General features: G+C 68.1%; 20 protein-coding genes and 2 rRNA genes. 9 read left to right on the top strand and 13 right to left on the bottom strand.

What is annotated here, in order from left to right; all coding sequences use genetic code 11:
• Positions 1 to 18: 18 nt before the first annotated feature.
• The 3 genes from L3078_RS10360 to L3078_RS10370 all read right to left on the bottom strand — a co-directional run bounded on the left by L3078_RS10360 (position 19) and on the right by L3078_RS10370 (position 6,151).
• Positions 19 to 3,142, bottom strand: a 23S ribosomal RNA gene (locus tag L3078_RS10360).
• A 301-nt stretch (positions 3,143 to 3,443) separates the two neighbouring features.
• A 16S ribosomal RNA gene (locus L3078_RS10365) occupies positions 3,444 to 4,972 on the bottom strand.
• Together the 16S and 23S rRNA genes form the textbook arrangement of a ribosomal RNA operon.
• Before the next feature lie 537 nt (positions 4,973 to 5,509).
• Complete coding sequence (locus L3078_RS10370) at positions 5,510 to 6,151, bottom strand: DNA-3-methyladenine glycosylase (RefSeq protein ID WP_239753131.1); 642 nt, start codon at positions 6,149 to 6,151, stop codon at positions 5,510 to 5,512.
• A 211-nt stretch (positions 6,152 to 6,362) separates the two neighbouring features.
• Between L3078_RS10370 and L3078_RS10375 the strand changes: the two genes are divergently transcribed.
• The 3 genes from L3078_RS10375 to L3078_RS10385 all read left to right on the top strand — a co-directional run bounded on the left by L3078_RS10375 (position 6,363) and on the right by L3078_RS10385 (position 8,395).
• A complete protein-coding gene (locus L3078_RS10375; protein WP_239753132.1) occupies positions 6,363 to 7,145 on the top strand; it encodes a sporulation protein in 783 nt (260 codons plus the stop codon).
• Positions 7,146 to 7,197: 52 nt separating this feature from the next.
• Entirely contained in the window at positions 7,198 to 7,734 is a 537-nt protein-coding gene (locus tag L3078_RS10380) for a YbhB/YbcL family Raf kinase inhibitor-like protein (RefSeq protein WP_239753133.1), read from the top strand.
• Between the two features lie 154 nt (positions 7,735 to 7,888).
• Entirely contained in the window at positions 7,889 to 8,395 is a 507-nt protein-coding gene (locus L3078_RS10385) for an HNH endonuclease (RefSeq protein WP_033529234.1), read from the top strand.
• Positions 8,396 to 8,557: 162 nt separating this feature from the next.
• Here L3078_RS10385 and L3078_RS10390 read toward each other — a convergent pair whose 3' ends face one another.
• From L3078_RS10390 to L3078_RS10400, 3 genes are all read right to left on the bottom strand, one after another.
• Entirely contained in the window at positions 8,558 to 9,505 is a 948-nt protein-coding gene (locus L3078_RS10390; protein ID WP_239753134.1) for an SPFH domain-containing protein, read from the bottom strand.
• Positions 9,506 to 9,663: 158 nt separating this feature from the next.
• Positions 9,664 to 10,095, bottom strand: a complete 432-nt coding sequence (locus tag L3078_RS10395) for an NfeD family protein (RefSeq protein ID WP_239753135.1) — start codon at positions 10,093 to 10,095, stop codon at positions 9,664 to 9,666.
• A 145-nt stretch (positions 10,096 to 10,240) separates the two neighbouring features.
• Positions 10,241 to 11,032: an ABC transporter ATP-binding protein gene (locus L3078_RS10400; protein WP_239753136.1), complete on the bottom strand. Its 792-nt coding sequence runs from the start codon at positions 11,030 to 11,032 to the stop codon at positions 10,241 to 10,243.
• A 149-nt stretch (positions 11,033 to 11,181) separates the two neighbouring features.
• On the opposite strand from L3078_RS10400, the gene L3078_RS10405 reads away from it, so the two are divergent.
• On the top strand, positions 11,182 to 11,967 hold the full coding sequence (locus L3078_RS10405) for a hypothetical protein (RefSeq protein ID WP_239753137.1): 786 nt from the start codon (positions 11,182 to 11,184) through the stop codon (positions 11,965 to 11,967).
• A 223-nt stretch (positions 11,968 to 12,190) separates the two neighbouring features.
• Here the strand turns inward: L3078_RS10405 and L3078_RS10410 are convergent, their stop codons facing one another.
• The 4 genes from L3078_RS10410 to L3078_RS10425 form a co-directional block, all read right to left on the bottom strand.
• Complete coding sequence (locus L3078_RS10410; protein WP_193382203.1) at positions 12,191 to 12,430, bottom strand: chaplin family protein; 240 nt, start codon at positions 12,428 to 12,430, stop codon at positions 12,191 to 12,193.
• A gap of 211 nt (positions 12,431 to 12,641) precedes the next feature.
• Positions 12,642 to 12,890, bottom strand: coding sequence for a chaplin ChpE (chpE, locus tag L3078_RS10415; RefSeq protein ID WP_033529228.1), 249 nt, complete (start codon positions 12,888 to 12,890; stop codon positions 12,642 to 12,644).
• 157 nt (positions 12,891 to 13,047) lie between these two features.
• Positions 13,048 to 13,689, bottom strand: coding sequence for a response regulator (locus tag L3078_RS10420; RefSeq protein ID WP_239753138.1), 642 nt, complete (start codon positions 13,687 to 13,689; stop codon positions 13,048 to 13,050).
• Positions 13,682 to 14,827 (bottom strand): GAF domain-containing sensor histidine kinase, encoded by a 1,146-nt coding sequence (locus L3078_RS10425; RefSeq protein ID WP_239753139.1) that lies wholly within the window; start codon positions 14,825 to 14,827, stop codon positions 13,682 to 13,684. The genes L3078_RS10420 and L3078_RS10425 overlap by 8 nt, the downstream gene beginning before the upstream one ends.
• Positions 14,828 to 15,111: 284 nt before the next feature.
• Here L3078_RS10425 and L3078_RS10430 point away from each other — a divergent pair, with 284 nt between their 5' ends.
• The 3 genes from L3078_RS10430 to L3078_RS10440 all read left to right on the top strand — a co-directional run bounded on the left by L3078_RS10430 (position 15,112) and on the right by L3078_RS10440 (position 17,859).
• Entirely contained in the window at positions 15,112 to 15,807 is a 696-nt protein-coding gene (locus L3078_RS10430) for an SDR family NAD(P)-dependent oxidoreductase (protein WP_239753140.1), read from the top strand.
• Entirely contained in the window at positions 15,804 to 16,913 is a 1,110-nt protein-coding gene (locus tag L3078_RS10435; RefSeq protein WP_239753141.1) for an S-adenosylmethionine:tRNA ribosyltransferase-isomerase, read from the top strand. Before L3078_RS10430 ends, L3078_RS10435 begins: the two co-directional genes overlap by 4 nt.
• Positions 16,914 to 17,190: 277 nt before the next feature.
• Positions 17,191 to 17,859: a transglycosylase SLT domain-containing protein gene (locus L3078_RS10440; protein ID WP_239753142.1), complete on the top strand. Its 669-nt coding sequence runs from the start codon at positions 17,191 to 17,193 to the stop codon at positions 17,857 to 17,859.
• Positions 17,860 to 17,938: 79 nt separating this feature from the next.
• Here the strand turns inward: L3078_RS10440 and L3078_RS10445 are convergent, their stop codons facing one another.
• On the bottom strand, positions 17,939 to 20,458 hold the full coding sequence (locus L3078_RS10445; RefSeq protein ID WP_239753143.1) for an ABC transporter ATP-binding protein/permease: 2,520 nt from the start codon (positions 20,456 to 20,458) through the stop codon (positions 17,939 to 17,941).
• A gap of 241 nt (positions 20,459 to 20,699) precedes the next feature.
• On the opposite strand from L3078_RS10445, the gene L3078_RS10450 reads away from it, so the two are divergent.
• On the top strand, positions 20,700 to 22,721 hold the full coding sequence (locus tag L3078_RS10450; protein WP_239753144.1) for a streptophobe family protein: 2,022 nt from the start codon (positions 20,700 to 20,702) through the stop codon (positions 22,719 to 22,721).
• Positions 22,722 to 23,089: 368 nt separating this feature from the next.
• Positions 23,090 to 24,298: a phosphoserine phosphatase SerB gene (gene serB / locus L3078_RS10455; protein ID WP_239753145.1), complete on the top strand. Its 1,209-nt coding sequence runs from the start codon at positions 23,090 to 23,092 to the stop codon at positions 24,296 to 24,298.
• Between the two features lie 137 nt (positions 24,299 to 24,435).
• On the opposite strand, the gene L3078_RS10460 is transcribed toward serB, so the two are convergent.
• Both L3078_RS10460 and L3078_RS10465 read right to left on the bottom strand, forming a co-directional pair.
• The gene (locus L3078_RS10460; RefSeq protein WP_239753146.1) at positions 24,436 to 24,954 is read right to left on the bottom strand and encodes a SixA phosphatase family protein; all 519 of its coding nucleotides are present in this window, start codon (positions 24,952 to 24,954) and stop codon (positions 24,436 to 24,438) included.
• A 97-nt stretch (positions 24,955 to 25,051) separates the two neighbouring features.
• Complete coding sequence (locus L3078_RS10465; protein WP_239753147.1) at positions 25,052 to 25,267, bottom strand: hypothetical protein; 216 nt, start codon at positions 25,265 to 25,267, stop codon at positions 25,052 to 25,054.
• Positions 25,268 to 25,406 lie beyond the last annotated feature (139 nt).

Genomic DNA, 25,406 nt, shown 5'->3' on the forward strand with positions numbered 1-25,406 from the left:
CAGTGGACGCGAGCAACTGAGGACAAGCCCTCGGCCTATTAGTACCAGTCAACTCCACCCATTACTGGGCTTCCATATCTGGCCTATCAACCCAGTCGTCTACTGGGAGCCTTACCCCATCAAGTGGGTGGGAATACTCATCTCGAAGCAGGCTTCCCGCTTAGATGCTTTCAGCGGTTATCCCTCCCGAACGTAGCCAACCAGCCATGCCCTTGGCAGAACAACTGGCACACCAGAGGTTCGTCCGTCCCGGTCCTCTCGTACTAGGGACAGCCCTTCTCAATATTCCTACGCGCGCAGCGGATAGGGACCGAACTGTCTCACGACGTTCTAAACCCAGCTCGCGTACCGCTTTAATGGGCGAACAGCCCAACCCTTGGGACCGACTCCAGCCCCAGGATGCGACGAGCCGACATCGAGGTGCCAAACCATCCCGTCGATATGGACTCTTGGGGAAGATCAGCCTGTTATCCCCGGGGTACCTTTTATCCGTTGAGCGACGGCGCTTCCACAAGCCACCGCCGGATCACTAGTCCCGACTTTCGTCCCTGCTCGACCCGTCGGTCTCACAGTCAAGCTCCCTTGTGCACTTACACTCACCACCTGATTGCCAACCAGGCTGAGGGAACCTTTGGGCGCCTCCGTTACCCTTTGGGAGGCAACCGCCCCAGTTAAACTACCCATCAGACACTGTCCCCGATCCGGATCACGGACCCGGGTTAGACATCCAGCACGACCAGACTGGTATTTCAACGACGACTCCACCCGAACTGGCGTCCGAGCTTCACAGTCTCCCAGCTATCCTACACAAGCCGAACCGAACACCAATATCAAACTGTAGTAAAGGTCCCGGGGTCTTTCCGTCCTGCTGCGCGAAACGAGCATCTTTACTCGTAGTGCAATTTCACCGGGCCTATGGTTGAGACAGTCGAGAAGTCGTTACGCCATTCGTGCAGGTCGGAACTTACCCGACAAGGAATTTCGCTACCTTAGGATGGTTATAGTTACCACCGCCGTTTACTGGCGCTTAAGTTCTCAGCTTCGCCACCCCGAAGAGTGACTAACCGGTCCCCTTAACGTTCCAGCACCGGGCAGGCGTCAGTCCGTATACATCGCCTTACGGCTTCGCACGGACCTGTGTTTTTAGTAAACAGTCGCTTCTCGCTGGTCTCTGCGGCCACCCCCAGCTCACCGAGTAAATCGGATCACCAGTGATGGCCCCCCTTCTCCCGAAGTTACGGGGGCATTTTGCCGAGTTCCTTAACCATAGTTCACCCGAACGCCTCGGTATTCTCTACCAGACCACCTGAGTCGGTTTAGGGTACGGGCCGCCATGAAACTCGCTAGAGGCTTTTCTCGACAGCATAGGATCATCCACTTCACCACAATCGGCTCGGCATCAGGTCTCAGACTATTGCCAGGCGGATTTACCTACCTGACGTCCTACACCCTTACCCCGGGACAACCACCGCCCGGGATGGACTACCTTCCTGCGTCACCCCATCACTCACCTACTGCAAGTCTGGTTCGTCGGCTCCACCACTCCCCTTCACCCGAAGGATCCGGGGCGGCTTCACGGACTTAGCATCGCCTGGTTCGATGTTTGACGCTTCACAGCGGGTACCGGAATATCAACCGGTTATCCATCGACTACGCCTGTCGGCCTCGCCTTAGGTCCCGACTTACCCTGGGCAGATCAGCTTGACCCAGGAACCCTTGGTCAATCGGCGCAAACGTTTCTCACGTTTGTATCGCTACTCATGCCTGCATTCTCACTCGTGAACCGTCCACAACTCGCTTACACGGCTGCTTCACCCGGCACACGACGCTCCCCTACCCATCACGATCCCCGTTGGGGGTATATATCGCAATGACACGACTTCGGCGGTACGCTTGAGCCCCGCTACATTGTCGGCGCGGAATCACTAGACCAGTGAGCTATTACGCACTCTTTCAAGGGTGGCTGCTTCTAAGCCAACCTCCTGGTTGTCTCTGCGACTCCACATCCTTTCCCACTTAGCGTACGCTTAGGGGCCTTAGTCGATGCTCTGGGCTGTTTCCCTCTCGACCATGGAGCTTATCCCCCACAGTCTCACTGCCGCGCTCTCACTTACCGGCATTCGGAGTTTGGCTAAGGTCAGTAACCCGGTAGGGCCCATCGCCTATCCAGTGCTCTACCTCCGGCAAGAAACACACGACGCTGCACCTAAATGCATTTCGGGGAGAACCAGCTATCACGGAGTTTGATTGGCCTTTCACCCCTAACCACAGGTCATCCCCCAGGTTTTCAACCCTGGTGGGTTCGGTCCTCCACGAAGTCTTACCTCCGCTTCAACCTGCCCATGGCTAGATCACTCCGCTTCGGGTCTTGAGCGTGCTACTAAAATCGCCCTGTTCGGACTCGCTTTCGCTACGGCTACCCCACCCGGGTTAACCTCGCAACACACCGCAAACTCGCAGGCTCATTCTTCAAAAGGCACGCAGTCACGAGACACCAAGCAAGCTTGATGTCCGACGCTCCCACGGCTTGTAGGCACACGGTTTCAGGTACTATTTCACTCCGCTCCCGCGGTACTTTTCACCATTCCCTCACGGTACTATCCGCTATCGGTCACCAGGGAATATTTAGGCTTAGCGGGTGGTCCCGCCAGATTCACACGGGATTTCTCGGGCCCCGTGCTACTTGGGTGTCTCTCAAACGAGCCGCTGACGTTTCAGCTACGGGGGTCTTACCCTCTACGCCGGACCTTTCGCATGTCCTTCGCCTACATCAACGGTTTCTGACTCGTCCTGTTGCCGGCAGACAACAGAAGAGAGATCCCACAACCCCGTATACGCAACCCCTGCCGGGTCTCACACGCATACGGTTTGGCCTCATCCGGTTTCGCTCGCCACTACTCCCGGAATCACGGTTGTTTTCTCTTCCTGCGGGTACTGAGATGTTTCACTTCCCCGCGTTCCCTCCACTTGCCCTATGTGTTCAGGCAAGGGTGACAGCCCATGACGACTGCCGGGTTTCCCCATTCGGACACCCCCGGATCAAAGCCTGGTTGACGACTCCCCGGGGCCTATCGTGGCCTCCCACGTCCTTCATCGGTTCCTGGTGCCAAGGCATCCACCGTGCGCCCTTAAAAACTTGGCCACAGATGCTCGCGTCCACTGTGCAGTTCTCAAACAACGACCAACCACCCATCACCCCCGGTTTCCACCGGAGTTCACTGGGGCCGGCACTGAGGGGACGTTCATTCCCTCAGACACCCAACAGCGTGCCCGACACCCTCGCCGCTCGTGATCAGCGTTCCACGCTCCGAAGAGCAGTACTTGCAGCCCGAGACGGCCGACGGTGCCGAATAATCAACGTTCCACCCATGAGCAACCAGCATCAGACGTTCGCTGATGATCTGGCCTCTGGACTGCCGTGGCAGCCTAGAAGTGCTCCTTAGAAAGGAGGTGATCCAGCCGCACCTTCCGGTACGGCTACCTTGTTACGACTTCGTCCCAATCGCCAGTCCCACCTTCGACAGCTCCCTCCCACAAGGGGTTGGGCCACCGGCTTCGGGTGTTACCGACTTTCGTGACGTGACGGGCGGTGTGTACAAGGCCCGGGAACGTATTCACCGCAGCAATGCTGATCTGCGATTACTAGCAACTCCGACTTCATGGGGTCGAGTTGCAGACCCCAATCCGAACTGAGACAGGCTTTTTGAGATTCGCTCCGCCTCACGGCTTCGCAGCTCATTGTACCTGCCATTGTAGCACGTGTGCAGCCCAAGACATAAGGGGCATGATGACTTGACGTCGTCCCCACCTTCCTCCGAGTTGACCCCGGCAGTCTCCTGTGAGTCCCCATCACCCCGAAGGGCATGCTGGCAACACAGAACAAGGGTTGCGCTCGTTGCGGGACTTAACCCAACATCTCACGACACGAGCTGACGACAGCCATGCACCACCTGTACACCGACCACAAGGGGGCGACCATCTCTGGCCGTTTCCGGTGTATGTCAAGCCTTGGTAAGGTTCTTCGCGTTGCGTCGAATTAAGCCACATGCTCCGCTGCTTGTGCGGGCCCCCGTCAATTCCTTTGAGTTTTAGCCTTGCGGCCGTACTCCCCAGGCGGGGAACTTAATGCGTTAGCTGCGGCACCGACGACGTGGAATGTCGCCAACACCTAGTTCCCACCGTTTACGGCGTGGACTACCAGGGTATCTAATCCTGTTCGCTCCCCACGCTTTCGCTCCTCAGCGTCAGTAATGGCCCAGAGATCCGCCTTCGCCACCGGTGTTCCTCCTGATATCTGCGCATTTCACCGCTACACCAGGAATTCCGATCTCCCCTACCACACTCTAGTCTGCCCGTATCGAATGCAGACCCGGGGTTAAGCCCCGGGCTTTCACATCCGACGCGACAGACCGCCTACGAGCTCTTTACGCCCAATAATTCCGGACAACGCTCGCGCCCTACGTATTACCGCGGCTGCTGGCACGTAGTTAGCTTAGCGCTTCTTCTGCAGGTACCGTCACTTTCGCTTCTTCCCTGCTGAAAGAGGTTTACAACCCGAAGGCCGTCATCCCTCACGCGGCGTCGCTGCATCAGGCTTTCGCCCATTGTGCAATATTCCCCACTGCTGCCTCCCGTAGGAGTCTGGGCCGTGTCTCAGTCCCAGTGTGGCCGGTCGCCCTCTCAGGCTCGGCTACCCGTCGTCGCCTTGGTGAGCCGTTACCTCACCAACAAGCTGATAGGCCGCGGGCTCATCCTTCACCGCCGGAGCTTTCCACACTCATCGGATGCCCGAGAGTGTCGTATCCGGTATTAGACCCCGTTTCCAGGGCTTGTCCCAGAGTGAAGGGCAGATTGCCCACGTGTTACTCACCCGTTCGCCACTAATCCCCACCGAAGTGGTTCATCGTTCGACTTGCATGTGTTAAGCACGCCGCCAGCGTTCGTCCTGAGCCAGGATCAAACTCTCCGTGAATGTTTACCCGTAATCGGGTGCACACATCACGAGAGCGGAACCACCGGCGGAATAAGCCGATGGTTCACAGCGTCCTCGCTGTGTTTATTTCAAAGGAACCTCGCCCCAGCAGATGCTGGAGACGGGGTATCAACTAATCTGGCGTTGATTTTTGGCACGCTGTTGAGTTCTCAAGGAACGGACGCTTCCTTTGTACTCACCCAAGTTATTTCCTGGGCTTTCCTCCGGGCGCTTCCCTTCGGTCTTGCGTTTCCGACTCTATCAGATCGTTTTCCGATCCGATTCCCTGTCGGGGGGATTTGCCTTTCGGCTGTCTTTAGGCCTCGCGGTTTCCCTTGCGGCCTTTCGACATTCACTACGTTAGCCGATTCCCTCGGCAACTCATAATTGAGTGGTGCGGGCTGGAATCAGGGCATGCCTAATTCGCCCCCGCTGAGGGGATGTCGTAGGTAGTGGGTTGGCCGCTCTCGGCTGCTGGCTGATCGCCGTAACCGGTTCAAGCGGCTCGGGCTACGTTACGGATCGCCCAGGGGCGAGTCAAGTTGAGCGCCGACGGGGGACATGGGCTCGATAAGGGCTGACCGTCGGGTCGTTGGCGATCCAGAAGCGCCAGGGGTGGACCCCACCGTCGCCGGAGACCCCGGTGCGGGGGCCGTTGAGTACCTGGTCAGGGCCGACGGGGGTGCCGGTCAGAACGGTCAGGGGCGAGGTCTCGGCGGCGCAGGCGTCCGTGCCGTCCAGGGCTCGGTCGATGTCCAGGGCCGTGGCCAGGCGGGCCGGCCCTTTGGCCAGTTCTTTGTCATTTCGGGCCGAGATTCGACGTTTGCGAGCAAGGTCGGCCCCTTCGGTGATCTCGCCGGCGCGCAGCAGGACCGCGCTCGCCCGGCCCTCCGGACCGCACACGAGGTTCATGCAGTGCCACATGCCGTAGGTGAAGTAGACGTACACATGTCCGGGCGGACCGAACATCACGCCGTTGCGGGCTGTGCGACCGCGATAGGCGTGGGAACCCGGGTCGTTCGCACCGTCATAGGCCTCGACCTCCGTGAGACGGAGCTCGATCGGGCCCTCCGGGGTGGTGCGGACGAGGACGCGCCCGAGGAGGTCCGGCGCCACCTCCAGCACGGGGCGGTCGAAGAACTCGCGGGCGAGGGGCGTACGGTCGGGGCTCGCGATCATGGCGTACGAGCGTAGTCCAGACGGGTGCGTGCCGACGGGTGGCGTGGGGGCGTCCTCCTTGGAAGGGTGAGGAAGCGGGAGGACGCGGAACCGGGTGCCGTCGGTTTGCGTTTGTAGGGATCAAGGCTCCGCGCCACGCAGAGCGATCCACACCACAGAGAACACAGAACCACGCAGATGCGCAGGCTTCGGCCTGACGGGAGGAACAGACATGGGGTTCAAGCGGCTGCTCGCGAGCCTGGGAGCCGGTGGCGCTTCGGTCGAGACGGTGTTGACCGAGATCAATGTCGTCCCGGGCGGTGTCGTCCAGGGTGAGGTGCGGATCCAGGGCGGCTCCGTGGACCAGCAGATCGAGGCGCTGTCCGTCGGGCTTCAGGCCAAGGTGGAGGTCGAGGGCCAGGACGCGGAGTACAAGCAGGACATCGAGTTCACCAAGCAGCGGCTCGGCGGTGCCTTCGAGCTGAAGGCCGAGGCCGTGCATGTGGTGCCGTTCGGGCTGGAGATCCCGTGGGAGACCCCGATCACCACCATTCAGGGTCAGCCGCTGCCCGGGATGCACATCGGTGTGACCACCGAGCTGGAGATCGCGCGCGCGGTCGACTCCGGTGACCTGGACCCCATCAACGTGCACCCGCTGCCCGCGCAGCAGGCTCTCCTGGACGCCTTCATCCAGCTGGGCTTCCGCTTCAAGAACGCGGACATGGAGCGCGGTCACATCCGGGGGACCCGGCAGAAGCTGCCGTTCTACCAGGAGATCGAGTTCTACCCGCCGCAGCAGTACCACGGCCTGAACCAGGTCGAGTTGAGCTTCGTCGCCGACGAGCGCGAGATGGACGTCGTGCTGGAGATGGACAAGAAGCCGGGTCTGTTCAGCGAGGGCAGCGACTCGTTCCGCTCGTTCAAGGTGGGTCTGCACGACTACCAGGGCACGGACTGGACGGCGTACCTCAACCAGTGGCTGTCCGAGGTCGGCAGCAAGCGCAGCTGGTTCTAGGCTCGGTACCACTGGAACCACACCCACCCCGGATCCATCAGGAGGTATCGAGGTGACCGAGCCGAAGAGGCCGCCGCTCCCCCACGATTTCCACCCGGTCGTGCCGTCCTTCACGGTCGCGAGCGAGGACGTCGAGGCGGGTTCCACGCTCAAGGACGCCCAGGTCTACGCGGAGGGGAACACCTCGCCGCAGCTGCGCTGGGAGGGCTTCCCGCCGGAGACCAAGAGCTTCGCCGTGACGTGCTACGACCCGGACGCCCCCACGGGGAGCGGGTTCTGGCACTGGGTCGTCTTCGACATCCCGGCGTCGGTGACGGAGTTGCCGACAGGTGCCGGGTCGGGGAAGTTCGAGGGACTGCCCGAGGGCGCCGTCCAGGTGCGCAACGACTACGGGACGAAGGACTTCGGCGGGGCCGCCCCGCCGCCCGGCGATCCGGCCCACCGGTACGTGTTCACGGTGTACGCCGTGGACCAGGAGAAGCTCGGCCCGGATTCGGACGCTTCGCCGGCCGTCGTCGGGTTCAACCTGCGGTTCCACACCCTGGCCCGCGCACAACTCATCGGTGAGTACGCCGCCGTGGCGGAATAGCAACGAAGCTGGACGTTCATTGAACGTTTGCCCGTCCCTGGTCTTGGAAGTGATCAGGGACGGGCATTTTTTATTGCGTTGTCCATCTCGGCGTGCCCGGCCAGAGTTGATCCAAGCCCGCCGGGGGGTGGGCTGGCACAGGAGGTGGGCTGGGATGCGGGACACGCTGGTACTGAACGCGAGCTTCGAGCCGCTGTCGACGGTGACGCTCAACCGAGCCGTCGTGCTGGTGCTGCAGGACAAGGCCGTCGTCGAGCAGACCCACCCCGAGCTGCGCATGCGGGGAGCCGCGGTCGACATACCGGCGCCCCGGGTGATCAGGCTCTGCCGCTACGTGCGGGTGCCGTTCCGAAGACAAGCGCCGTGGTCGAGGCGGGGTGTGCTGGTACGGGACAGGCACAGGTGCGCGTACTGCGGTCGTCGGGCGACGACCGTCGACCATGTGGTGCCGCGGTCGCGGGGCGGTGGGGACACCTGGCTGAACACGGTGGCTTCTTGCGCCGAGGACAACCACCGCAAGGCGGACCGGACTCCGGAGCAGGCGGGTATGCCGTTGCTGCGGCAGCCGTTCGAGCCGACGCCGGCCGATGCGATGCTGCTGTCGCTGGGCCACGATGACTTCGACGCGCTTCCGGCCTGGCTCTCGCAGGGAGCCGCGTAGGGCTCCGCCCCGGAAACGCGGCTCCCCAGCGCCGTTCGACTTCTGTCGTTTGCGGGCTGCGGCGGCGCCGTGGCTGGTCGCGCAGTTCCCCGCGCCCCTTAAAGGCAAAAGACTTGGGGCCCGCTCTTCTTCGGAAGGCGGGCCCGTCGTCGTGTTTGCCCGTCAGTCGATCGCCGGCTTCTCGCGGCGTTCGCCGTTGCCGTCGGCGGGGCGGGGGACGGTGGGGCCGCCGCCCAGGTTGCCGAAGTTGCCCATGGCGCCGGAGAGGCCCTTGAGGGCGTCGCCGATCTCGCTGGGGACGATCCAGAGCTTGTTGGCGTCGCCCTCGGCGATCTTGGGGAGCATCTGGAGGTACTGGTAGGAGAGGAGCTTCTGGTCCGGGTCACCGGCGTGGATGGCTTCGAAGACCGTACGGACCGCCTGGGCTTCGCCCTCCGCGCGCAGGGCGGCCGCCTTGGCCTCACCCTCGGCGCGGAGGATCTGGGACTGCTTCTCGCCCTCGGCGGTGAGGATGGCCGCCTGGCGCGTACCTTCGGCGGTGAGGATCGCGGCGCGCTTGTCGCGGTCGGCGCGCATCTGCTTCTCCATCGAGTCCTGGATGGAGGTGGGCGGCTCGATCGCCTTCAGTTCGACGCGGTTGACGCGGATGCCCCACTTGCCGGTGGCCTCGTCGAGGACGCCGCGCAGGGCCGCGTTGATCTCCTCGCGAGAGGTCAGGGTCCGCTCCAGGTCCATGCCACCGATGATGTTGCGCAGCGTGGTGACGGTGAGCTGCTCGATCGCCTGGATGTAGCTGGCGACCTCGTAGGTCGCGGCGCGGGCGTCGGTGACCTGGTAGTAGATGACCGTGTCGATGTTCACGACCAGGTTGTCCTGGGTGATCACCGGCTGCGGCGGGAACGGCACGACCTGTTCGCGGAGGTCGATGCGGTTGCGGATGGAGTCGATGAACGGGACCACGATGTTGAGGCCCGCGTTCAGAGTGCGCGTGTAGCGGCCGAACCGCTCGACGATGGCCGCGCTGGCCTGTGGGATCACCTGGATGGTCTTGATCAGGGCGATGAAGACCAACACCACCAGAATGATCAGGACGATGATGATCGGTTCCATCGTTGCTCCCCGTGCCCTTCTCCGCCGTGGCGCTTCCTGAAGATCTTATGCCTGTTCGGACTGTTGAAGATCTTGCTGGTCGAGTCTGGCAGAACACCGCCTGCCGGGTGGGTGGTTCAGGCCATTGCGTCATCGCCTCGTGACCACGTCGTACGAGGTCACATGACGATCGCCGTGGCTCCCTCGATCTCGACCACGTCCACTTCCTGCCCCACTTCGAAGGCCTGACCGGTGTCGAGCGCGCGGGCCGACCAGATCTCGCCGCCCAGCTTGATACGGCCGCCCGCGCCGTCGACCCGTTCGAGGACGACGGCGTGTTTGCCCCGCAACGCGTCGATGCCGGTGGCGAGTTGCGGCCGCTGCGATCTGTGCCGGGCCGCGATGGGCCGTACGACGGCGATGAGCGCGACGGAGACGATCGCGAAGACGACGACCTGGAGTACGACACCACCACCCAGCCCCGCGACCACGGCGCCGGCGACCGCGCCCAGGGCGAGCATTCCCAACTCGGGCATCGCGGTCACGACGAGGGCGATTCCGAGCCCGGCCGCGCCGATCAGCCACCACACCCATGCGTCGATGCTGTCCACATCGGCAATGGTAGAACCGCGATCGGGCCGCCGAACAGAGCGCCCGGTCAAAGATCGCGTACAGAGGGCTTCCAAGTCGGGTGGGCCCGGGCCGGGTTATGGCCCCGGCGCACCCGACAGCCGCAAGATCGACGGGAGTTGCGGGTCAGGTGAGCGGCAAGCCGCGGGCGGTCCAGCGGTCGTCGACCTGTTCCACGATGAGCGGGAGGCCGAAGCAGAGGGAGAGGTTGCGGGAGGTGAGCTCCAGCTCCAGCGGGCCCGCCGCCAGGACCTTGCCCTGACGGATCATCAGGACGTGCGTGAAGCCCGGGGGGATCTCCTCGACGTGGTGGGTGACCATGATCATGGAGGGAGCGATCGGGTCGCGGGCGAGGCGGCCGAGGCGGCGTACGAGGTCCTCGCGGCCGCCGAGGTCGAGACCGGCGGCGGGCTCGTCGAGGAGCAGCAGCTCGGGGTCGGCCATCAGGGCGCGGGCGATGAGGGTGCGCTTGCGCTCGCCCTCGGAGAGGGTGCCGAACTTGCGGTCGACGTACTCGGTCATGCCGAGGCGGTCGAGGAAGGCGCGGGCGCGCAGCTCGTCGACCTCCTCGTAGTCCTCGTTCCAGGTGGCCGTCATGCCGTAGGCGGCGGTCAGCACGGTCTGCAGGACGGTCTGGCGCCGGGGGAGCTTCTCCGCCATGGCGATGCCGGCCATGCCGATGCGGGGGCGCAGTTCGAAGACGTCGACCTTGCCGAGGGTGTCGCCGAGGATCGTGGCGGTGCCCTTGCTGGGGTAGAGGTAGCTGGACGCGATGTTCAGGAGGGTGGTCTTGCCGGCGCCGTTGGGGCCGAGGATGGCCCAGCGCTCGCCCTCCTTGACCGACCAGGAGACCTGGTCCACCAGAGCCCGGCCCTCGCGGACCACGGATACGTCCTCCAGCTCCAGAACATCGCTCATGAGCGCGCTGTCTCCCCTTGCAGTGTCGGCCTGACTCGGCTGTCGCGTACGCCTGTGGTTGGAGCCACCGCCGGGTGGGCGCAGCCCATAGGGAAATCTACGCCACCGGTCGGGCCACCCATCGCCTCGGTCGTCCTTAGGGTGGGGACATGCTCTCCGAACCACGCTCAGGACGCCTCGCCTCATGGGGAAATGCCCTTCTTGCCGGACTTGTCTCGCCGGATGACGCGGTGCTCGCGATCGTCGGGGAGGACGCGGTGCACCGGGTGGAGGGCTTGCCCGGCGAATCGGGGCCCGTGGGGCTGACGCTCGGGCTGGGGCGGTTGCGGGCGCTCGGGGTGACCGGGTTGCGGGTCGCGCTGCCGGCGCCGGGGCATCCGCTGGGGCTGAGCGGGCCGCCGGAGTTCAACAAGCGGGCGCTGGAGGCGGAGGAGGCGGTCGTCTGCCACGGGGGTGCGCTGGGGCTGGTGCCGGAGGTGTCCTCGGCCGGGCCGGCGGGCGACGAGCACGTGGAGGTCGTCTGGCACTGCCTGGAGGTGCGTGAGGCGCCGCCGGCCGACGTGCCGTCGCTCGGGGAGGCCGAGCGGGAGCTGGCGGAGGCGCTCCGGGAGGCGACGGAGGTGTTGTCGCGGCTGGACGTCGCGGCGTCCGGGCCGGTGGCGGAGGCGGCGATCGACGCGTACCGGGCTCGGGCCGAGCGGGGGCGGGAGGTCTTGGCGCCCGGGTATCCGCCGCGTGCGGTACGGGTGCTGGAGCTGGCGCAGCGGATCGGGCTGCTGATCTCCGTGGCCTTCGAGAACGGGCACGGCGGGGCCGTGAGCGCGTCCGAGATGGCCTCGCGGACGGCCGCGTTGCGGCCGGTGGAGCGGACGGCTCGGCGGGCGCAGGTGGCGGCGTACAACGCGTTCGTGGAGGAGCGGGAGCGGGGGCGGTAGTCCGGGCGGGGGTGCGCTGGGCCCTTGGCTGTGCGTTGCCCGGCGGCTGCGGGGCGGCTGGGCCCTTGGTTGCGGGTTGCTCGGTGATTGCGGCTGGGCGGGGGCCGGGTTTCGCTCACCGGCGCTTGCCGGGTGCCGCTGCGCCCACCCGTGCCGCCCCCAGCGGCACGACTGCCCGCAGCTGGGACGGCTGGATGGTCGGCGCGGCCGTGCGCGGTCGTGCTCAGTGGTTGGCCGTGATGTTGCCGAACGTCGGGTTGAGGGCGGCGATGAGGTTGGCGCTGAGGCCTGTGACCGTGACGGGGACATCGACGGGGACCTGGACGTCGAGGCCGGAGGCGACGCCCGGGGAGCCCACCGCGGCGCTGTCGGCGACCGAGTCGGCGACGGCGGCACCGGACGAGGCGCCCGCGGCGAGACCGGCGGCGGTGACGGTCAGAGCGGCCTTCTTGGCGAAGTTCATGAGCTGCGTTCCTCCTGCGTCGTACGTGTCCGGCCCAGCCGAACGGGCCGTGCGCTGATCAACGCCCGGCTGCTCCGCGGTGGTACGCGCCGACGGCGGGAACGGCCCCTTCGGCGCATTGGGGCGATGGAACGACTACAGGACGAAACCTGACCGGCCTCCCAGGGGGTGCCTGGGAGGCCGGTGGTCACTGGTGCTCCGGGGCGGAACGTCAGTGGTTGACACCCAGGTTGCCGAAGGCCGGGTTCAGGATGCCGACGACGTTCACGCTGTTGCCGACCGCGTTCACGGGGATGTGGACCGGGGCCTGGATGACGTTGCCCGAGACGACGCCCGGCGAGCCGATGGCCTTGCCGTCGGCGTGCGCCCCGCCGTCGGTGGCGGAGGCCATACCGGCACCGGCGGCGACGAGGCCACCGGCCACCATCGTGACAGCGGCGGCCTTCTTCAGGTTCTTCACTTTGAGCCCTTCCTTGCGATCACTGCGGCGGTCGCACGCAGCACGCACTGAAGAACGCCGGGGGTCCCGGCAGGATGCGCCACCCGGGGGACATACACCCGACAGTATGAATCTCAGCCCGGAGGGGAACCCTCCGTGTTGCCGGACAATCCGCACATCATCCGGTCACACCATGGCGTACCGCCCAGAGCGCGGCCTGGGTCCGGTCAGCCAGGTCGAGCTTCATGAGGATGTTCGAGACGTGGGTCTTCACCGTCTTCTCGGACAGCACCAGCGCCCGCGCTATCTCACGGTTGGAGCGGCCGTCGGCGATCAGGCCGAGCACCTCACGCTCCCGCTCGGTCAGCGAACCGCCTCTCCCCTGCCCGGAGTTGGCCTCCTCCTGGGACAACAGGGCGTCGGCGACCTCCGGCTGCAGGAGGATGTGTCCGGCGTGCACCGAGCGGATGGCGCCGGCCAGGGCGTCGGGGTCCACGTCCTTGTAGACGTATCCGGCGGCCCCGGCGCGCAGGGCCGGGACGACCGTGCGCTGCTCGGTGAAGCTGGTGACGATGAGTACACGCGCGGGGTTGGCGAGTTCGCGGAGTCTGCGCAGGGCCTCGACGCCGTCCATGCCGGGCATCTTGACGTCCATGAGGACGACGTCGGGCCGGAGCTCCTCGGCGCGGTCGACGCCTTCGGCGCCGTCGGCGGCCTCGCCCACGACCTCGATGTCGTCCTGTACCTCCAGGAAGGTGCGCAGACCTCGGCGGACCACCTGGTGGTCGTCGACGAGGAGCACCTTGATCGTGTCAGCCACCGGGGACCTCCATCTCGATGGTGGTGCCCTTGCCGGGCTCCGATTCCACGGCCAGCCGGCCCCCGACCCCGCTCGCCCGGTCGCGCATGGAGACCAGGCCGAGGTGGCGTCCCGCGCGGCGTACGGCCTGGGGGTCGAAGCCGTGGCCGTCGTCGGTGACGCGCAGGACGGCTCCGCCGCCGTGCCGGTCCAGGGTGACGTCGACCCGCTCGGCGCCCGAGTGCCGCAGGGCGTTGTGCAGGGCCTCCTGGGCCACGCGCAGCATGGCCTCCTCCTGGGCGGCTGGCAGCGCGCGGGCGCCGCGGCCGGAGAAGGTGACACGGGCGCTGTGGGCGCGGTCGAGGACGTGGACCTGGGTGCGCAGGGTGGCGACCAGGCCGTCCTCGTCGAGCCCGGCGGGGCGCAGTTCGACCACGGCGGCGCGCAGTTCGTCCGCGGCTTCGGCGGCGAGGGCGGCGACCTGCTGCAGTTCGCCCTTGGCGCGGGAGGGGTCGCGGTCGACGAGGGCGGCGGCCGCCTGGGCGGTCAGGCGCAGGGAGAACAGCTTCTGGCTGACCGCGTCGTGCAGTTCGTGGGCGAGCCGGGAGCGCTCCTCGGCGATGGTCAGCTCGCGGCTGCGTTCGTAGAGGCGGGCGTTGGTGAGGGCGATGGCGGCGTGCTGGGCGAGGATCGACAGCAGGTCCTCGTCCTCCTCGGTGAAGCCGCAGCCGCCGTCGGGCTTGGGGCAGCGCTTGTTGGCGAGGAAGAGGGCGCCGATGACCTCGTCGCCGTCGCGGATGGGCAGGCCGAGGAAGTCGATCAGGTCGGGGTGGGCGCTGGGCCAGCCCTCGAAGCGGGGGTCCTTGCGGACGTCGGCCAGGCGCTCGGGGGTGGCCTGGTGGAGCATCGCGGCGAGGATGCCGTGCTGGCGCGGGAGCGGGCCGATGGCCTTCCACTGGGCGTCGCTGACGCCGTCGACGACGAACTGGGCGAAGCCGCCGTGGTCGTCGGGGACGCCGAGCGCGGCGTACTCCGCGTCCAGCAGCTCGCGCGCGGAGGCGACGATCGTCTTGAGGACGTCGCGCACCTCCAGGTGCCTGCTCATGGCCAGCAGGGCGCTGCTCACCGCGGCGAGGCCGGACCGTGGACCTTGACTCATGACCTCACCGTACCGGCGGGGTCCGACACGGCGGATCGGGCCGCCGGAGGCCTTGCGGGGGGCCTCGGTCGTAGGCCCGGGGCCTACGACCGGTCCTAGGTCCCGGGGGCCGGGTCGGGCGGCCTTCGACGGGTCCTACGTCCTGAGGGCCCGGCCCGGTGGCGTAGGGCGAAGGGCCCCGGGGCTCTGCGGCCCGCGTACGAGGCGGTGGGGGCGGTGCGGTTCCTACGTTGGGATCACCGCCGCCGGGTTCGGAGGCGGGTGAGAACGAGGGGACGGATGTCATGTCGGTGGCGATCATCACGGGGGCGTCGAAGGGGCTGGGCCGGGCGCTCGGCGCGGCGCTGGCGCGGCGCGGGTGGGATCTGGTGCTCGACGCCAGGACCGCCAGGGTGCTGAAGGAGGCGGCGGCGGAGCTGTCGGCGTACGGGACGCGGGTGGAGGCCTTGGCGGGGGATGTCACCGACGCCGGGCACCGGGCGGAGCTGGTGGCGGCCGCGCGGCGGCTGGGCGGGGTGGACCTGCTGGTGAACAACGCGAGCGCGCTGGGCGCCGAGCCGCTGGTACGGCTGGAGGAACTGCCGTTGGAAGGGCTGCGGCGGGCCCTGGAGGTCAATGTGGTCGCGGCGCTGGGGCTGGTCCAGGAGGCGCTGCCGCTGCTGCGGGCCTCGGGGGCGGGCACGGTGATCGACGTCAGTTCGGACGCGGCGGTCGAGGCGTACGGGACGTGGGGCGGGTACGGGGCCTCGAAGGCGGCGCTGGACCAGTTGTCGGCGGTGCTGGCGGAGGAGGAGCCGGGCCTTCGGGTGTGGGCCGTCGATCCCGGCGACATGGGCACGGACCTGTACGCGGCGGCCGTACCGGACGACGACGATCCGCGGCCGGAGCCGGCCGGTGTGGTGCCCGCCTTCCTGCGGCTGCTCGACGAGCGGCCGGCCAGTGGCCGCTACGCGGCGCCGTCCCTGCTGGAGGGGCGATGACGACGGTGACGGTGCGGGTGCCGGAGGAGCTGCACGCGCGCGTGCCCGCCGAGCAGCGCGGGCCGGGCCTCGACCGGGACGGCGTACGGCTGCTGGTCTCTCGGGGGACGGCGGTGTCGCACCACGCGTTCGCGGCGCTGCCGGGGCTGCTGGCTGCGGGTGATCTGCTGGTGGTCAACACCTCGCCGACGCTGGCGGCGGCGGTGGACGGCAGGATCGGGCACGCGCGCGTGGTGGTGCATTTCTCCACGCGGGGCGACGACGGGCGGTGGGCGGTCGAGCTGCGGGATCCGGACGGGCGCGGCACCACGCGCGCGCGTCCGGGCGGTCCGGCGGGGACGGAGGTGTGGCTGCCCCGTGACGTGCGGCTGGTCCTGGAGAAGCCCCTGAGTGAGCGGGGCGACAGGCTGTGGTGGGCCCGTGTGTCCTCGTCGGGGGTGGCCGGGCTGCTGCGGGAGCACGGGCGGCCCATCCGTTACTCCTACACCGAGCGCGACCAGCCGCTGTCCGTGTACCAGACGGTGTTCGCGTTGCCGTCGCGGGACGGGGCGGGGAGTGCGGAGATGCCGAGTGCCGGACGGCCGTTCACGGCTCGGCTGGTGGCGGAGCTGGTGAGCCGGGGGGTGCAGTTCGCGCCGGTCTCGCTGCACACCGGGGTCGCGTCGGCGGAGGCGCACGAGCCGCCGTATCCGGAGCGGTTCGCGGTGCCCGAGGCCTCGGCGCGGCTGATCAACGCGGCGCGGGCCGGTGGCGGGCGGGTCGTCGCGGTGGGGACGACGGCGGTGCGGGCCGTGGAGTCGGCGACCGGGTCCGACGGCGTCGTCCGGGCGCGGGAGGGCTGGACGGATCTGGTGGTGACGCCGGAGCGCGGGGTGCGGGTGGTCGACGGGCTGCTGACCGGGCTGCACGAGCCGGAGGCCTCGCATCTGCTGATGCTGGAGGCGGTCGCGGGGCGGGCGGCGATCGAGGGCGCGTACGAGGCCGCGATCAGGGGGCGTTATCTGTGGCACGAGTTCGGGGACGTGCATCTGATCCTGCCGGAGAGGCGCCTCACACACAGCATTGCGGGCGCAACTGACAGTGAACAAACCGTCAGGGCGGTGTGAGGCCCCCCATAGGGCGCGCATCACGTACGAAGAAACCTAGGAGATACATACGGGCGGTATGAGCGGGAAGGACGGGGTGGTCTGTCCCATTTTGCCGCTTCCGGCACAACTAAGCGGCATCGTACGTCACACCTTTGCCACGCCATTTTGCGGCCGCTAAGAATTGCTGCTGTCGCTCGACGCCGCGGGTCAAACCGCGGCGTTTGTGCTGGAAGAGCTGTGTCCCCCACCTGGCACGCAGAGCGACCTCCGCGCTATTCGAAGAGGTCCATCACTCATGCTCAAGAACGCCAAGATCCCCGGCCACAGTCTCGCGCTGACCAAGACCCACAAGCTCTCGTTCGCCGGCGTGGCCGCCTTCGGTGCCGCCGCCCTCGCGTTCTCGCTGGTGCCGGCCGAGGCTCAGACCGCCACGCAGACGGTGTCCGCGGCTCCGGCGGCGTTCAGCCAGAACCCGGCCCCGGCCGCGAAGGCCAGCGTGACGAACCAGGCCGCCGACGCCGACAAGAAGGCTGCCGCCGCTGCCGCGAAGAAGAAGGCCGAGCAGGAGCGCGCCAAGAAGGAGGCCGCGAGCCGGTCCGCCAAGCGCGCCGCCCAGGTCAAGGCCGCCGCCGCCAAGTCGTACCCGAACAACCTCGACGGCTGGATCCGCGAGGCGCTCGACATCATGAAGAAGCACAAGATCCCGGGCACCTACCACGGCCTGCACAAGAACATCATGCGGGAGTCCTCGGGCAACCCGAACGCCATCAACAACTGGGACATCAACGCCCAGAACGGCGTCCCCTCGATCGGTCTGCTGCAGGTCATCAAGCCGACCTTCGACGCCTACCACGTCCCGGGCACGAAGAAGAGCCAGTACGACCCGGTCGCCAACCTGACGGCCGCCGCGAACTACGCCGCCGACCGCTACGGCTCGATCGACAACGTCAACAGCGCGTACTGAGGCCCGCGCGGGACCTCTGAGAACGCGGAAGGGCGGCACCCGGTGCGGGTGCCGCCCTTCGTACGTCACTGCCCGTGGACTACTTCCGCATGACCTCGGGCTCGTGGCGGCGCAGGAAGCGGGCCACGAGGAAGCCGCAGATCACACCGAGCACGATCAGGGCGATCATGTCGAGGCTGTAGGCGCCGGCCGTGTGGTCCCACAGCGGGTCGGTGTCGCCGGCCTCCTTCGGCGGGCTGATGTTGTTGAAGTCCAGCGTGGCACCGGCGGCGGCGACCGCCCAGCGCGACGGCATCAGGTACGAGAACTCGTTGACACCGGGGCTGCCGTGCAGGGCGAAGAGGCAGCCGGTGAAGACGACCTGGACGATCGCGAACATGACCAGCAGCGGCATCGTCTTCTCGGCGGTCTTCACCAGCGAGGAGATGACCAGGCCGAACATCATGGACGTGAAGCCGAGCCCCATGATCGGGATGGAGAGCTCCAGCATCACGGCGACCTTGCCCTCGCCGAAGATCAGCGCCTCGTCCGGGATCGTCCGGCTGGAGAACCCGATCGCGCCGACCATGGCGCCCTGGAACACGGTCACCGCGCCGAGCACGATCACCTTGGACATCAGGTACGCCGAGCGCGACAGGCCGGTGGCCCGCTCCCGCTCGTAGATCACCCGTTCCTTGATCAGCTCTCGTACGGAGTTGGCGGCGCCCGCGAAGCACGCGCCCACCGCGAGGATCAGCAGCACCGTGGTGGCCGTGCCGTTGGGGATGGGCAGGTTGGTCGCCGGGTTGATCTTCCTGACCAGCAGGTCCTTGTCCGGGTCGATGAGCAGGCTCACCGCGCCGAGGACGGCCGGCAGGATCACCGTCAGCGCCAGGAAGCCCTTGTCGGACGCGATGACGGAGACATAGCGCCGGACCAGGGTGCCGAGCTGGGAGAACCAGCCCTGCGGCTTCGGCGGACGCATCGCCTGCGGCGGCGGCATGTGCACCGACTGCGGGGCGACGGCGTCGATGTCCGCGGCGTACATCTGGTAGTGCTGCGAGCCCTTCCAGCGGCCCGCCCAGTCGTAGTCGCGGTAGTTCTCGAAGGCGGAGAAGACGTCGGCCCAGGTCTCGTAGCCGAAGAAGTTCAGCGCCTCCTCGGGCGGACCGAAGTACGCCACCGAGCCGCCCGGGGCCATCACCAGCAGCTTGTCGCAGATCGCCAGCTCGGCCACCGAGTGGGTGACCACCAGGACCGTACGGCCGTCGTCGGCGAGGCCGCGCAGCAGCTGCATGACGTCGCGGTCCATGCCCGGGTCGAGGCCGGAGGTCGGCTCGTCCAGGAAGATCAGCGACGGCTTGGTCAGCAGCTCCAGGGCGACCGAGACGCGCTTGCGCTGGCCGCCGGAGAGCGAGGTGACCTTCTTGTCCTTGTGGATGTCGAGCTTCAGCTCGCGCAGCACCTCGTCGATGCGGGCGTCACGCTCGGCGGCCGTGGTGTCGGCCGGGAAGCGCAGCTTGGCCGCGTACTTGAGGGCCTTCTTGACGCTCAGCTCCTTGTGCAGGATGTCGTCCTGCGGCACGAGACCGATGCGCTGACGCAGCTCGGCGAACTGCTTGTACAGGTTCCGGTTGTCGTAGAGGACGTCACCCTGGTTGGCGGGGCGGTAGCCCGTGAGCGCCTTCAGCAGGGTGGACTTGCCGGAGCCCGAGGGGCCGATGACCGCGATGAGCGACTTCTCCGGGACACCGAAGGAGACGTCCTTCAGGATCTGCTTGCCGCCGTCGACGGTGACCGTCAGATGGCGTGCGGAGAACGAGACGTCACCGGTGTCGACGAACTCTTCCAGGCGGTCGCCGACGATGCGGAACGTCGAGTGGCCAACGCCGACGATGTCGTTCGGACCGAGGAGGGCCGAGCCACCCTTGGCGATCGGCATACCGTTGACGAACGTGCCGTTGTGCGAACCGAGGTCACGGATCTCGAAGCGCCCGTCGGGCGTCGCGTGGAACTCGGCATGGTGGCGCGAGACCTGGAGGTCGGAGACCACCAGTTCGTTCTCCAGGGCACGACCGATCCGCATCACCCGGCCGAGCGACAGGTGGTGGAACGTGGTCGGGCTGCGGTCGCCGTAGACCGGCGGCGCCCCCGCGCCACCACCGGGGCCCTGCTGCGGGAAGCCCTGCTGCTGCGGGACCTGTGCCGCCGGAGGCTGCTGCCAGCCCGCCTGCGGTGCCTGCTGCTGCGGGGGCTGCTGGCCGGCGTATCCGGCGCTCGCGCCCTGCGCCGCGTACGGCTGCTGCTGGGGCTGCGCGACGGACGCGGCGGTGCCGGAGAGGCTGAGTCTCGGTCCGTCGGTCGCGTTGCCGAGGTGCACGGCCGAGCCGGGGCCGATCTCCAACTGGTGGATCCGCTGCCCCTGCACGAAGGTGCCGTTGGTGCTGCCGTGGTCCTCGATCACCCAACTACGGCCGCCGAAGCTGATCGTGGCGTGACGCCAGGACACCCTGGCGTCGTCGAACACGATGTCCCCCTGCGGATCACGTCCGAGGGTGTATGCCCTGGACGGATCGAGCGTCCAGGTTTGTCCGTTCAATTCCAGTACGAGTTCCGGCACTCCATGCCCCACTGAGTTGTCCCCCGAATTACCCCCAACACAGGGAGTCTAGGGATGTCGAACATCGGGGGGAACTATTTCAGGCTCGACCCCCTGACCGAAAGTCGGGCCTTGTGAAGAGAACGTACGGGGGCATCTCCCCGTCCCGTTGACGGGGTTGAAACCGGGCCGGAGAGTGGTAATCCCCCGCGAGGGGGACATCAGCGGTGCAACGCCGCGATGCGGATCGGGGGGTCCGACCATGAGCGACCGGAATGTTGGCCGTGGCAGGCGCGTGCCGTGGGGGGACGTGGTGTTCTCCGCGATTGCCGCCGTGAGCTGGGCTTTGATCGGCATGGCGGGTGCGGCGGCGCTCGGATTGCATCTGCTGGAGGCCGACGCGGCGGGCGAACTCGGGCCCATGACAGCGGCGGTTGTGGCGCTCGGGGCGGGTGGGTCGGTGACCCCGTCGGGCGATGTGTCCGTGATGGGCCTGGACGGGGCTCAGGCGACCACCGCCATCGAGATCACGCCACTGGGTGTCAGCCTCGTGGGTGCGCTGCTGCTGTCCTGGTTCTTCCTACGGTCCTTGCGGGGCGCGGGAGTTGTCGTCTCGCCCGGGGAACTCCTCGCGCGCGCGGGCACGGTGCTCGCGCTGTTCGTGGCGTTGATGGGCGGGCTGGCCTGGGCCGGGAACGCCGTCATCACCCTCGACGGCGGCCGGCTCGGCATCGACGAACAGCTGCCGGGCGGGGGCGACCTGGACAACGTGGAGATCCCCGGGCTCGGCGACCTCGGTGACCTCGGCGGCGGTCTGCTGCCGGACCGGCTGGGCGACCTGGCCTCCGCCGACGCCCGCGTCGGCTTCACGGTCGACGCCGTGCCGACCGTGCTCGGCGGCCTGACCTGGTGCCTCGGAGTGCTGGTCATCGCGCTGCTGGCCTCGCGCCACACCCCGCTGCCGCCCGGACTCGACGTGGTGCACCGGGTCGTACGGCCGGCCGTGTCCGCGGTGGTCACCGTGCTCCTGGTGGCGGTCCTCGCCGGGCTCGCGGCGGCGGTGTACGCGGCGATCGGCGACCCGAACCCCCGGCGGATCGCGGGCGCGGCCCTCCTCGGCGCGCCGAACGGGGTCTGGCTGGGCGTCCCCCTCGGTCTCCTCGTCCCCTGGGACGGCAGGGCGACCGGGGCGCTGGCCGACCTCCTGCCCGACCCGCTCGACGAGCTCCTGCGCGTCGACGCGGACGAGCCCGTCACGCTCGGTCGGCTGGCCGAACTCGACAACCGCGTCTGGCTGTTGGGCCTCGCCGCCGCGTTGATGATGTTGTACGCGGGGGTTCTGACCGCCGTACGTACGCCGTTCGTACGGGGGGCGGCTGCGGCCCCTGCCGGGGGTGCGTCCGGTGCGGATGTACGGGGCGGGAGCGTGCTCGGCTTCATGGGGCGCTGCGCGCTTCGGCTCGGGCTCGCGACGGCGGTGGCACTGCCGCTGCTCGTGTGGGTGACGGAGGTGTCGGTGGACGCGTCGCTGGCCGTGTTCGGCATCGACGCGTTCGACGCGGGAGTGGAGCTGCGGGGGCGGGTGGCGACGGCGTTGGTGCTGGGCGCGCTGTGGGGCGCGGGGGCGGGGGCCGCCGGGGCCCTGCTGGCCTGCGCGACCCGGGCGGCGGGGCTGCGGGCGTCGCCGCTGGCGCGGGGGGTCGGCGTCGGGGTCGGGGGTGAGGGTGGGGGCTGGGCGACGACGACCGCCGAGACCTACGACCCCGGCTCCTCCTCGGGACCGTACACGCCGGGCACGCCGTACCGACCGCCGAACCCGGACACCAATCCGTACCTGCGACTGCCGGATGAGCTGCGGGGGGCGCGGGGGGCGCCAGGGGCTCGGGGTTCCCGGGAGGCAGGGGAGCCCGGGGAGCCCGGGCGGGGGTCGACGGGGCGAGGCGGGGACGGGCGGGGTGCGGAAACCCGGGGTGCGGGCGGGCAGGGTACGGGCGGAGCTGGGGGCTCCGGCGGCTCCGGCGGCCCCGGGGCACAGGGTCCGCCCGATGTGTATGGCGCGCCCACGGTGGCACGGCGCTTCACACCACCACCGCCCCGACGACCGGGACAGCGGCCGGGCTCGGGGGCGGGATCCGGGCCGGGGACGGGGGCGGGATCGGGATCCGGTTCGAGGTCGGGGTCGGGGTCGAGGTCGGGCACCTGGCCCGCACCCCCGCCGCCACCGGAGGAGAGGCCACCACCGCCACCGCCTCCTCCCCCACCGCGTGGACCACGCGGACGGTGAGGGGCCCCAAGGAGGCACGGGGCGCGCTCACCGGGACGGGTGGGGCCACGCGGGGCGAGCCCCCGGCCGGGCCGGGGGCTCGCTGAGCCCGCCGAGCCAGGTGCAGGGTCGGGCCGGACACGGGGCGGCGCGTACCCCGGATGGACCCCGAGCCGCAAGCAAAACCATGCCCGGTCGCCGTACCGGTCCGCGGCGGGCTCGCGACAGCGGTGTCGGCGGGCCGGGGGCGGGGAGCACGCGGGAGCGGGCGCTCTGAGGTGTCGTGCGGGGTCCCGGTGTGCTTCAGCCGTTGGTAACCCAGTGTTCTCCGTCCGCTGGGCGGACCTCAGGGGCAAAAGGCACGGGGCGCCGGATACGGTTGGCACATCATGAGCGCTTCGCAGACCTCCTCTGACATCCCCACTCTCCTCGTCAAGATCTTCGGCAAGGACCGACCGGGGATCACCGCCGGGCTGTTCGACACCCTCGCCGCGTACTCCGTCGACGTGGTCGACATCGAGCAGGTCGTCACCCGTGGCCGGATCGTGCTGTGCGCGCTCGTGACCGAGCCGCCCGCCGGACAGGAGGGCGACCTGCGGGCGACCGTGCACAGCTGGGCGGAGTCGATGAAGATGCAGGCGGAGATCATCTCCGGCCTGGGCGACAACCGGCCCCGCGGTCTCGGCCGCTCGCACGTCACCGTGCTGGGCCACCCCCTCACCGCCGAGTCCACCGCCCGCATCGCCGCCCGCATCACCGCCACCGGCGGCAACATCGACCGTATCTTCCGGCTCGCCAAGTACCCGGTGACGGCCGTCGAGTTCGCCGTGTCGGGCACGGAGCCGGAGACGCTGCGGACCGCGCTGGTCACCGAGTCGGTCGCCCTCGGCGTGGACGTCGCCGTGGTCGCGGCGGGGCTGCACCGGCGGGCCCAGCGGCTGGTGGTGATGGACGTGGACTCCACGCTCATCCAGGACGAGGTGATCGAGCTCTTCGCCGCCCACGCCGGGTGCGAGAAGGAGGTCGCCGAGGTCACGGAGGCCGCGATGCGCGGGGAGCTGGACTTCGAGCAGTCGTTGCACGCGCGCGTGGCGTTGCTGGAGGGGCTGGACGCGTCGGTGGTGGAGAAGGTGCGCAGCGAGGTGCGGCTCACGCCGGGCGCGCGCACGCTGATCCGCACGTTGAAGCGGCTCGGCTTCCAAGTCGGCGTCGTCTCGGGCGGGTTCACCCAGGTCACGGACGACCTGAAGGAGCGGCTGGGCCTCGACTTCGCGCAGGCCAACACGTTGGAGATCGTCGACGGCAGGCTCACCGGCAAGGTCGTCGGCGAGATCGTGGACCGGGCGGGCAAGGCGCGGCTGCTGCGCCGGTTCGCCGCCGAGGCGGGCGTCCCGCTGGCGCAGACCGTGGCGATCGGCGACGGCGCGAACGATCTCGACATGCTCAACGCGGCCGGTCTGGGCGTCGCCTTCAACGCCAAGCCGGTCGTGCGCGAGGCGGCGCACACCGCGGTGAACTTCCCCTTCCTCGACACCGTCCTGTACCTCCTCGGGGTGACCCGTGAAGAGGTCGAGGCGGCGGACACGCACGACGAGTAGCGGGCGAGACACATGACGAGGGCCCGGCACCAGGTGGTGCCGGGCCCTCGTCGTACCGCGTGGCCGGATGGCGGATGCGGGGTGGCCGGTGCCGGGTCCCGTGGCCGGGTGGCCGTCGGGTCGGCTACGCGGCGGAGTTACTCGGTGGGCGCCCAGTAGTCGGCCAGGGTGGTCACGCCCGGCTCCAGGCTCTTCCAGGCGCCCTCGAAGGTGAGCACGGCGTAGGCGGCGGCCGGGAAGCCGAGGCGGTTCATACGCTCGCGGGCGTCGCCCTCGGAAGTGCCGGCCAGGATGTCGGCGAGGCCCTGGATCCCGGGGTTGTGGCCGATCAGCACGACGTTCCGCACGTCGTCCGGGGTTTCGTTGAGCAGGGCGATCAGCTCGCCGGGAGAGGCCTCGTAGATCCGCTCCTCGTAGACCGTCTTCGGTCGTTCGGGCAGTTCATGAACGGCCAGCTTCCAGGTCTCGCGGGTCCTGACGGCGGTGGAGCAGAGGGCAAGGTCGAAGGGGATTCCGGAGTCGGCCAACTTGCGCCCGGCGACGGCGGCGTCCATGCGGCCCCGGTCGGCGAGCGGCCGCTCGTGGTCGGAAACCTGGGGCCAGTCGGCCTTCGCATGCCGGAAGAGGACAATCCTGCGGGATTCTGCGACGCTCATGCGTCCCAGCTTCGCACGAAACAGGCCACGGGGCGCAGGGAGTTGAAGTGCGGATACCCGACACCGGTACAGGTGGTTCCGGTGCGCCGGGGGCTCGTCACGGTGTGTGGCTCGACAGGGCGTTCCGTATGCGCTCCACGAGGTCGGCGATCACCGGGTCGCCGCTCGCCGCATGGGCCTGCGCGGGGTCGGAGAGCAGCAGCAGGAGCGTGATGAAGCCGACGGCGGGCAGGGCGACCGCCCACCAGGGCAGCCGGACGCCGACGCCGCTGGTAGTCGCCGGGTGGGGCCGGGGGTGCGTACGGGCCGACATGCCGCCTCCGTGGTCTGCGAGTCCTCGTGGCCCGGTCCTCCGTGGGCCCTCGCGGGTCCCCTGCGGCCACAATCTCGACGTTACGGAACGCGGGCGCTCCGCCCCATCCGGTGATCCACCCACTTCACCCTGAGACTCG

Origin of the sequence: Streptomyces deccanensis (assembly GCF_022385335.1) — a bacterium.
GTDB lineage: Bacteria > Actinomycetota > Actinomycetes > Streptomycetales > Streptomycetaceae > Streptomyces > Streptomyces deccanensis.

Bases quoted from the DNA above. Each gene is read 5' to 3' on its own strand.
- L3078_RS10390 (WP_239753134.1), bottom strand. From the start codon at position 9,505: ATGGAACCGATCATCATCGTCCTGATCATTCTGGTGGTGTTGGTCTTC.
- L3078_RS10400 (WP_239753136.1), bottom strand. From the start codon at position 11,032: ATGAGCGATGTTCTGGAGCTGGAGGACGTATCCGTGGTCCGCGAGGGC.
- L3078_RS10375 (WP_239753132.1), top strand. From the start codon at position 6,363: ATGGGGTTCAAGCGGCTGCTCGCGAGCCTGGGAGCCGGTGGCGCTTCG.
- L3078_RS10385 (WP_033529234.1), top strand. From the start codon at position 7,889: ATGCGGGACACGCTGGTACTGAACGCGAGCTTCGAGCCGCTGTCGACG.
- L3078_RS10440 (WP_239753142.1), top strand. From the start codon at position 17,191: ATGCTCAAGAACGCCAAGATCCCCGGCCACAGTCTCGCGCTGACCAAG.
- L3078_RS10465 (WP_239753147.1), bottom strand. From the start codon at position 25,267: ATGTCGGCCCGTACGCACCCCCGGCCCCACCCGGCGACTACCAGCGGC.
- L3078_RS10460 (WP_239753146.1), bottom strand. From the start codon at position 24,954: ATGAGCGTCGCAGAATCCCGCAGGATTGTCCTCTTCCGGCATGCGAAG.
- serB (WP_239753145.1), top strand. From the start codon at position 23,090: ATGAGCGCTTCGCAGACCTCCTCTGACATCCCCACTCTCCTCGTCAAG.
- L3078_RS10450 (WP_239753144.1), top strand. From the start codon at position 20,700: ATGAGCGACCGGAATGTTGGCCGTGGCAGGCGCGTGCCGTGGGGGGAC.
- L3078_RS10425 (WP_239753139.1), bottom strand. From the start codon at position 14,827: ATGAGTCAAGGTCCACGGTCCGGCCTCGCCGCGGTGAGCAGCGCCCTG.
- L3078_RS10370 (WP_239753131.1), bottom strand. From the start codon at position 6,151: ATGATCGCGAGCCCCGACCGTACGCCCCTCGCCCGCGAGTTCTTCGAC.
- L3078_RS10410 (WP_193382203.1), bottom strand. From the start codon at position 12,430: ATGAACTTCGCCAAGAAGGCCGCTCTGACCGTCACCGCCGCCGGTCTC.
- L3078_RS10405 (WP_239753137.1), top strand. From the start codon at position 11,182: ATGCTCTCCGAACCACGCTCAGGACGCCTCGCCTCATGGGGAAATGCC.
- L3078_RS10435 (WP_239753141.1), top strand. From the start codon at position 15,804: ATGACGACGGTGACGGTGCGGGTGCCGGAGGAGCTGCACGCGCGCGTG.
- L3078_RS10430 (WP_239753140.1), top strand. From the start codon at position 15,112: ATGTCGGTGGCGATCATCACGGGGGCGTCGAAGGGGCTGGGCCGGGCG.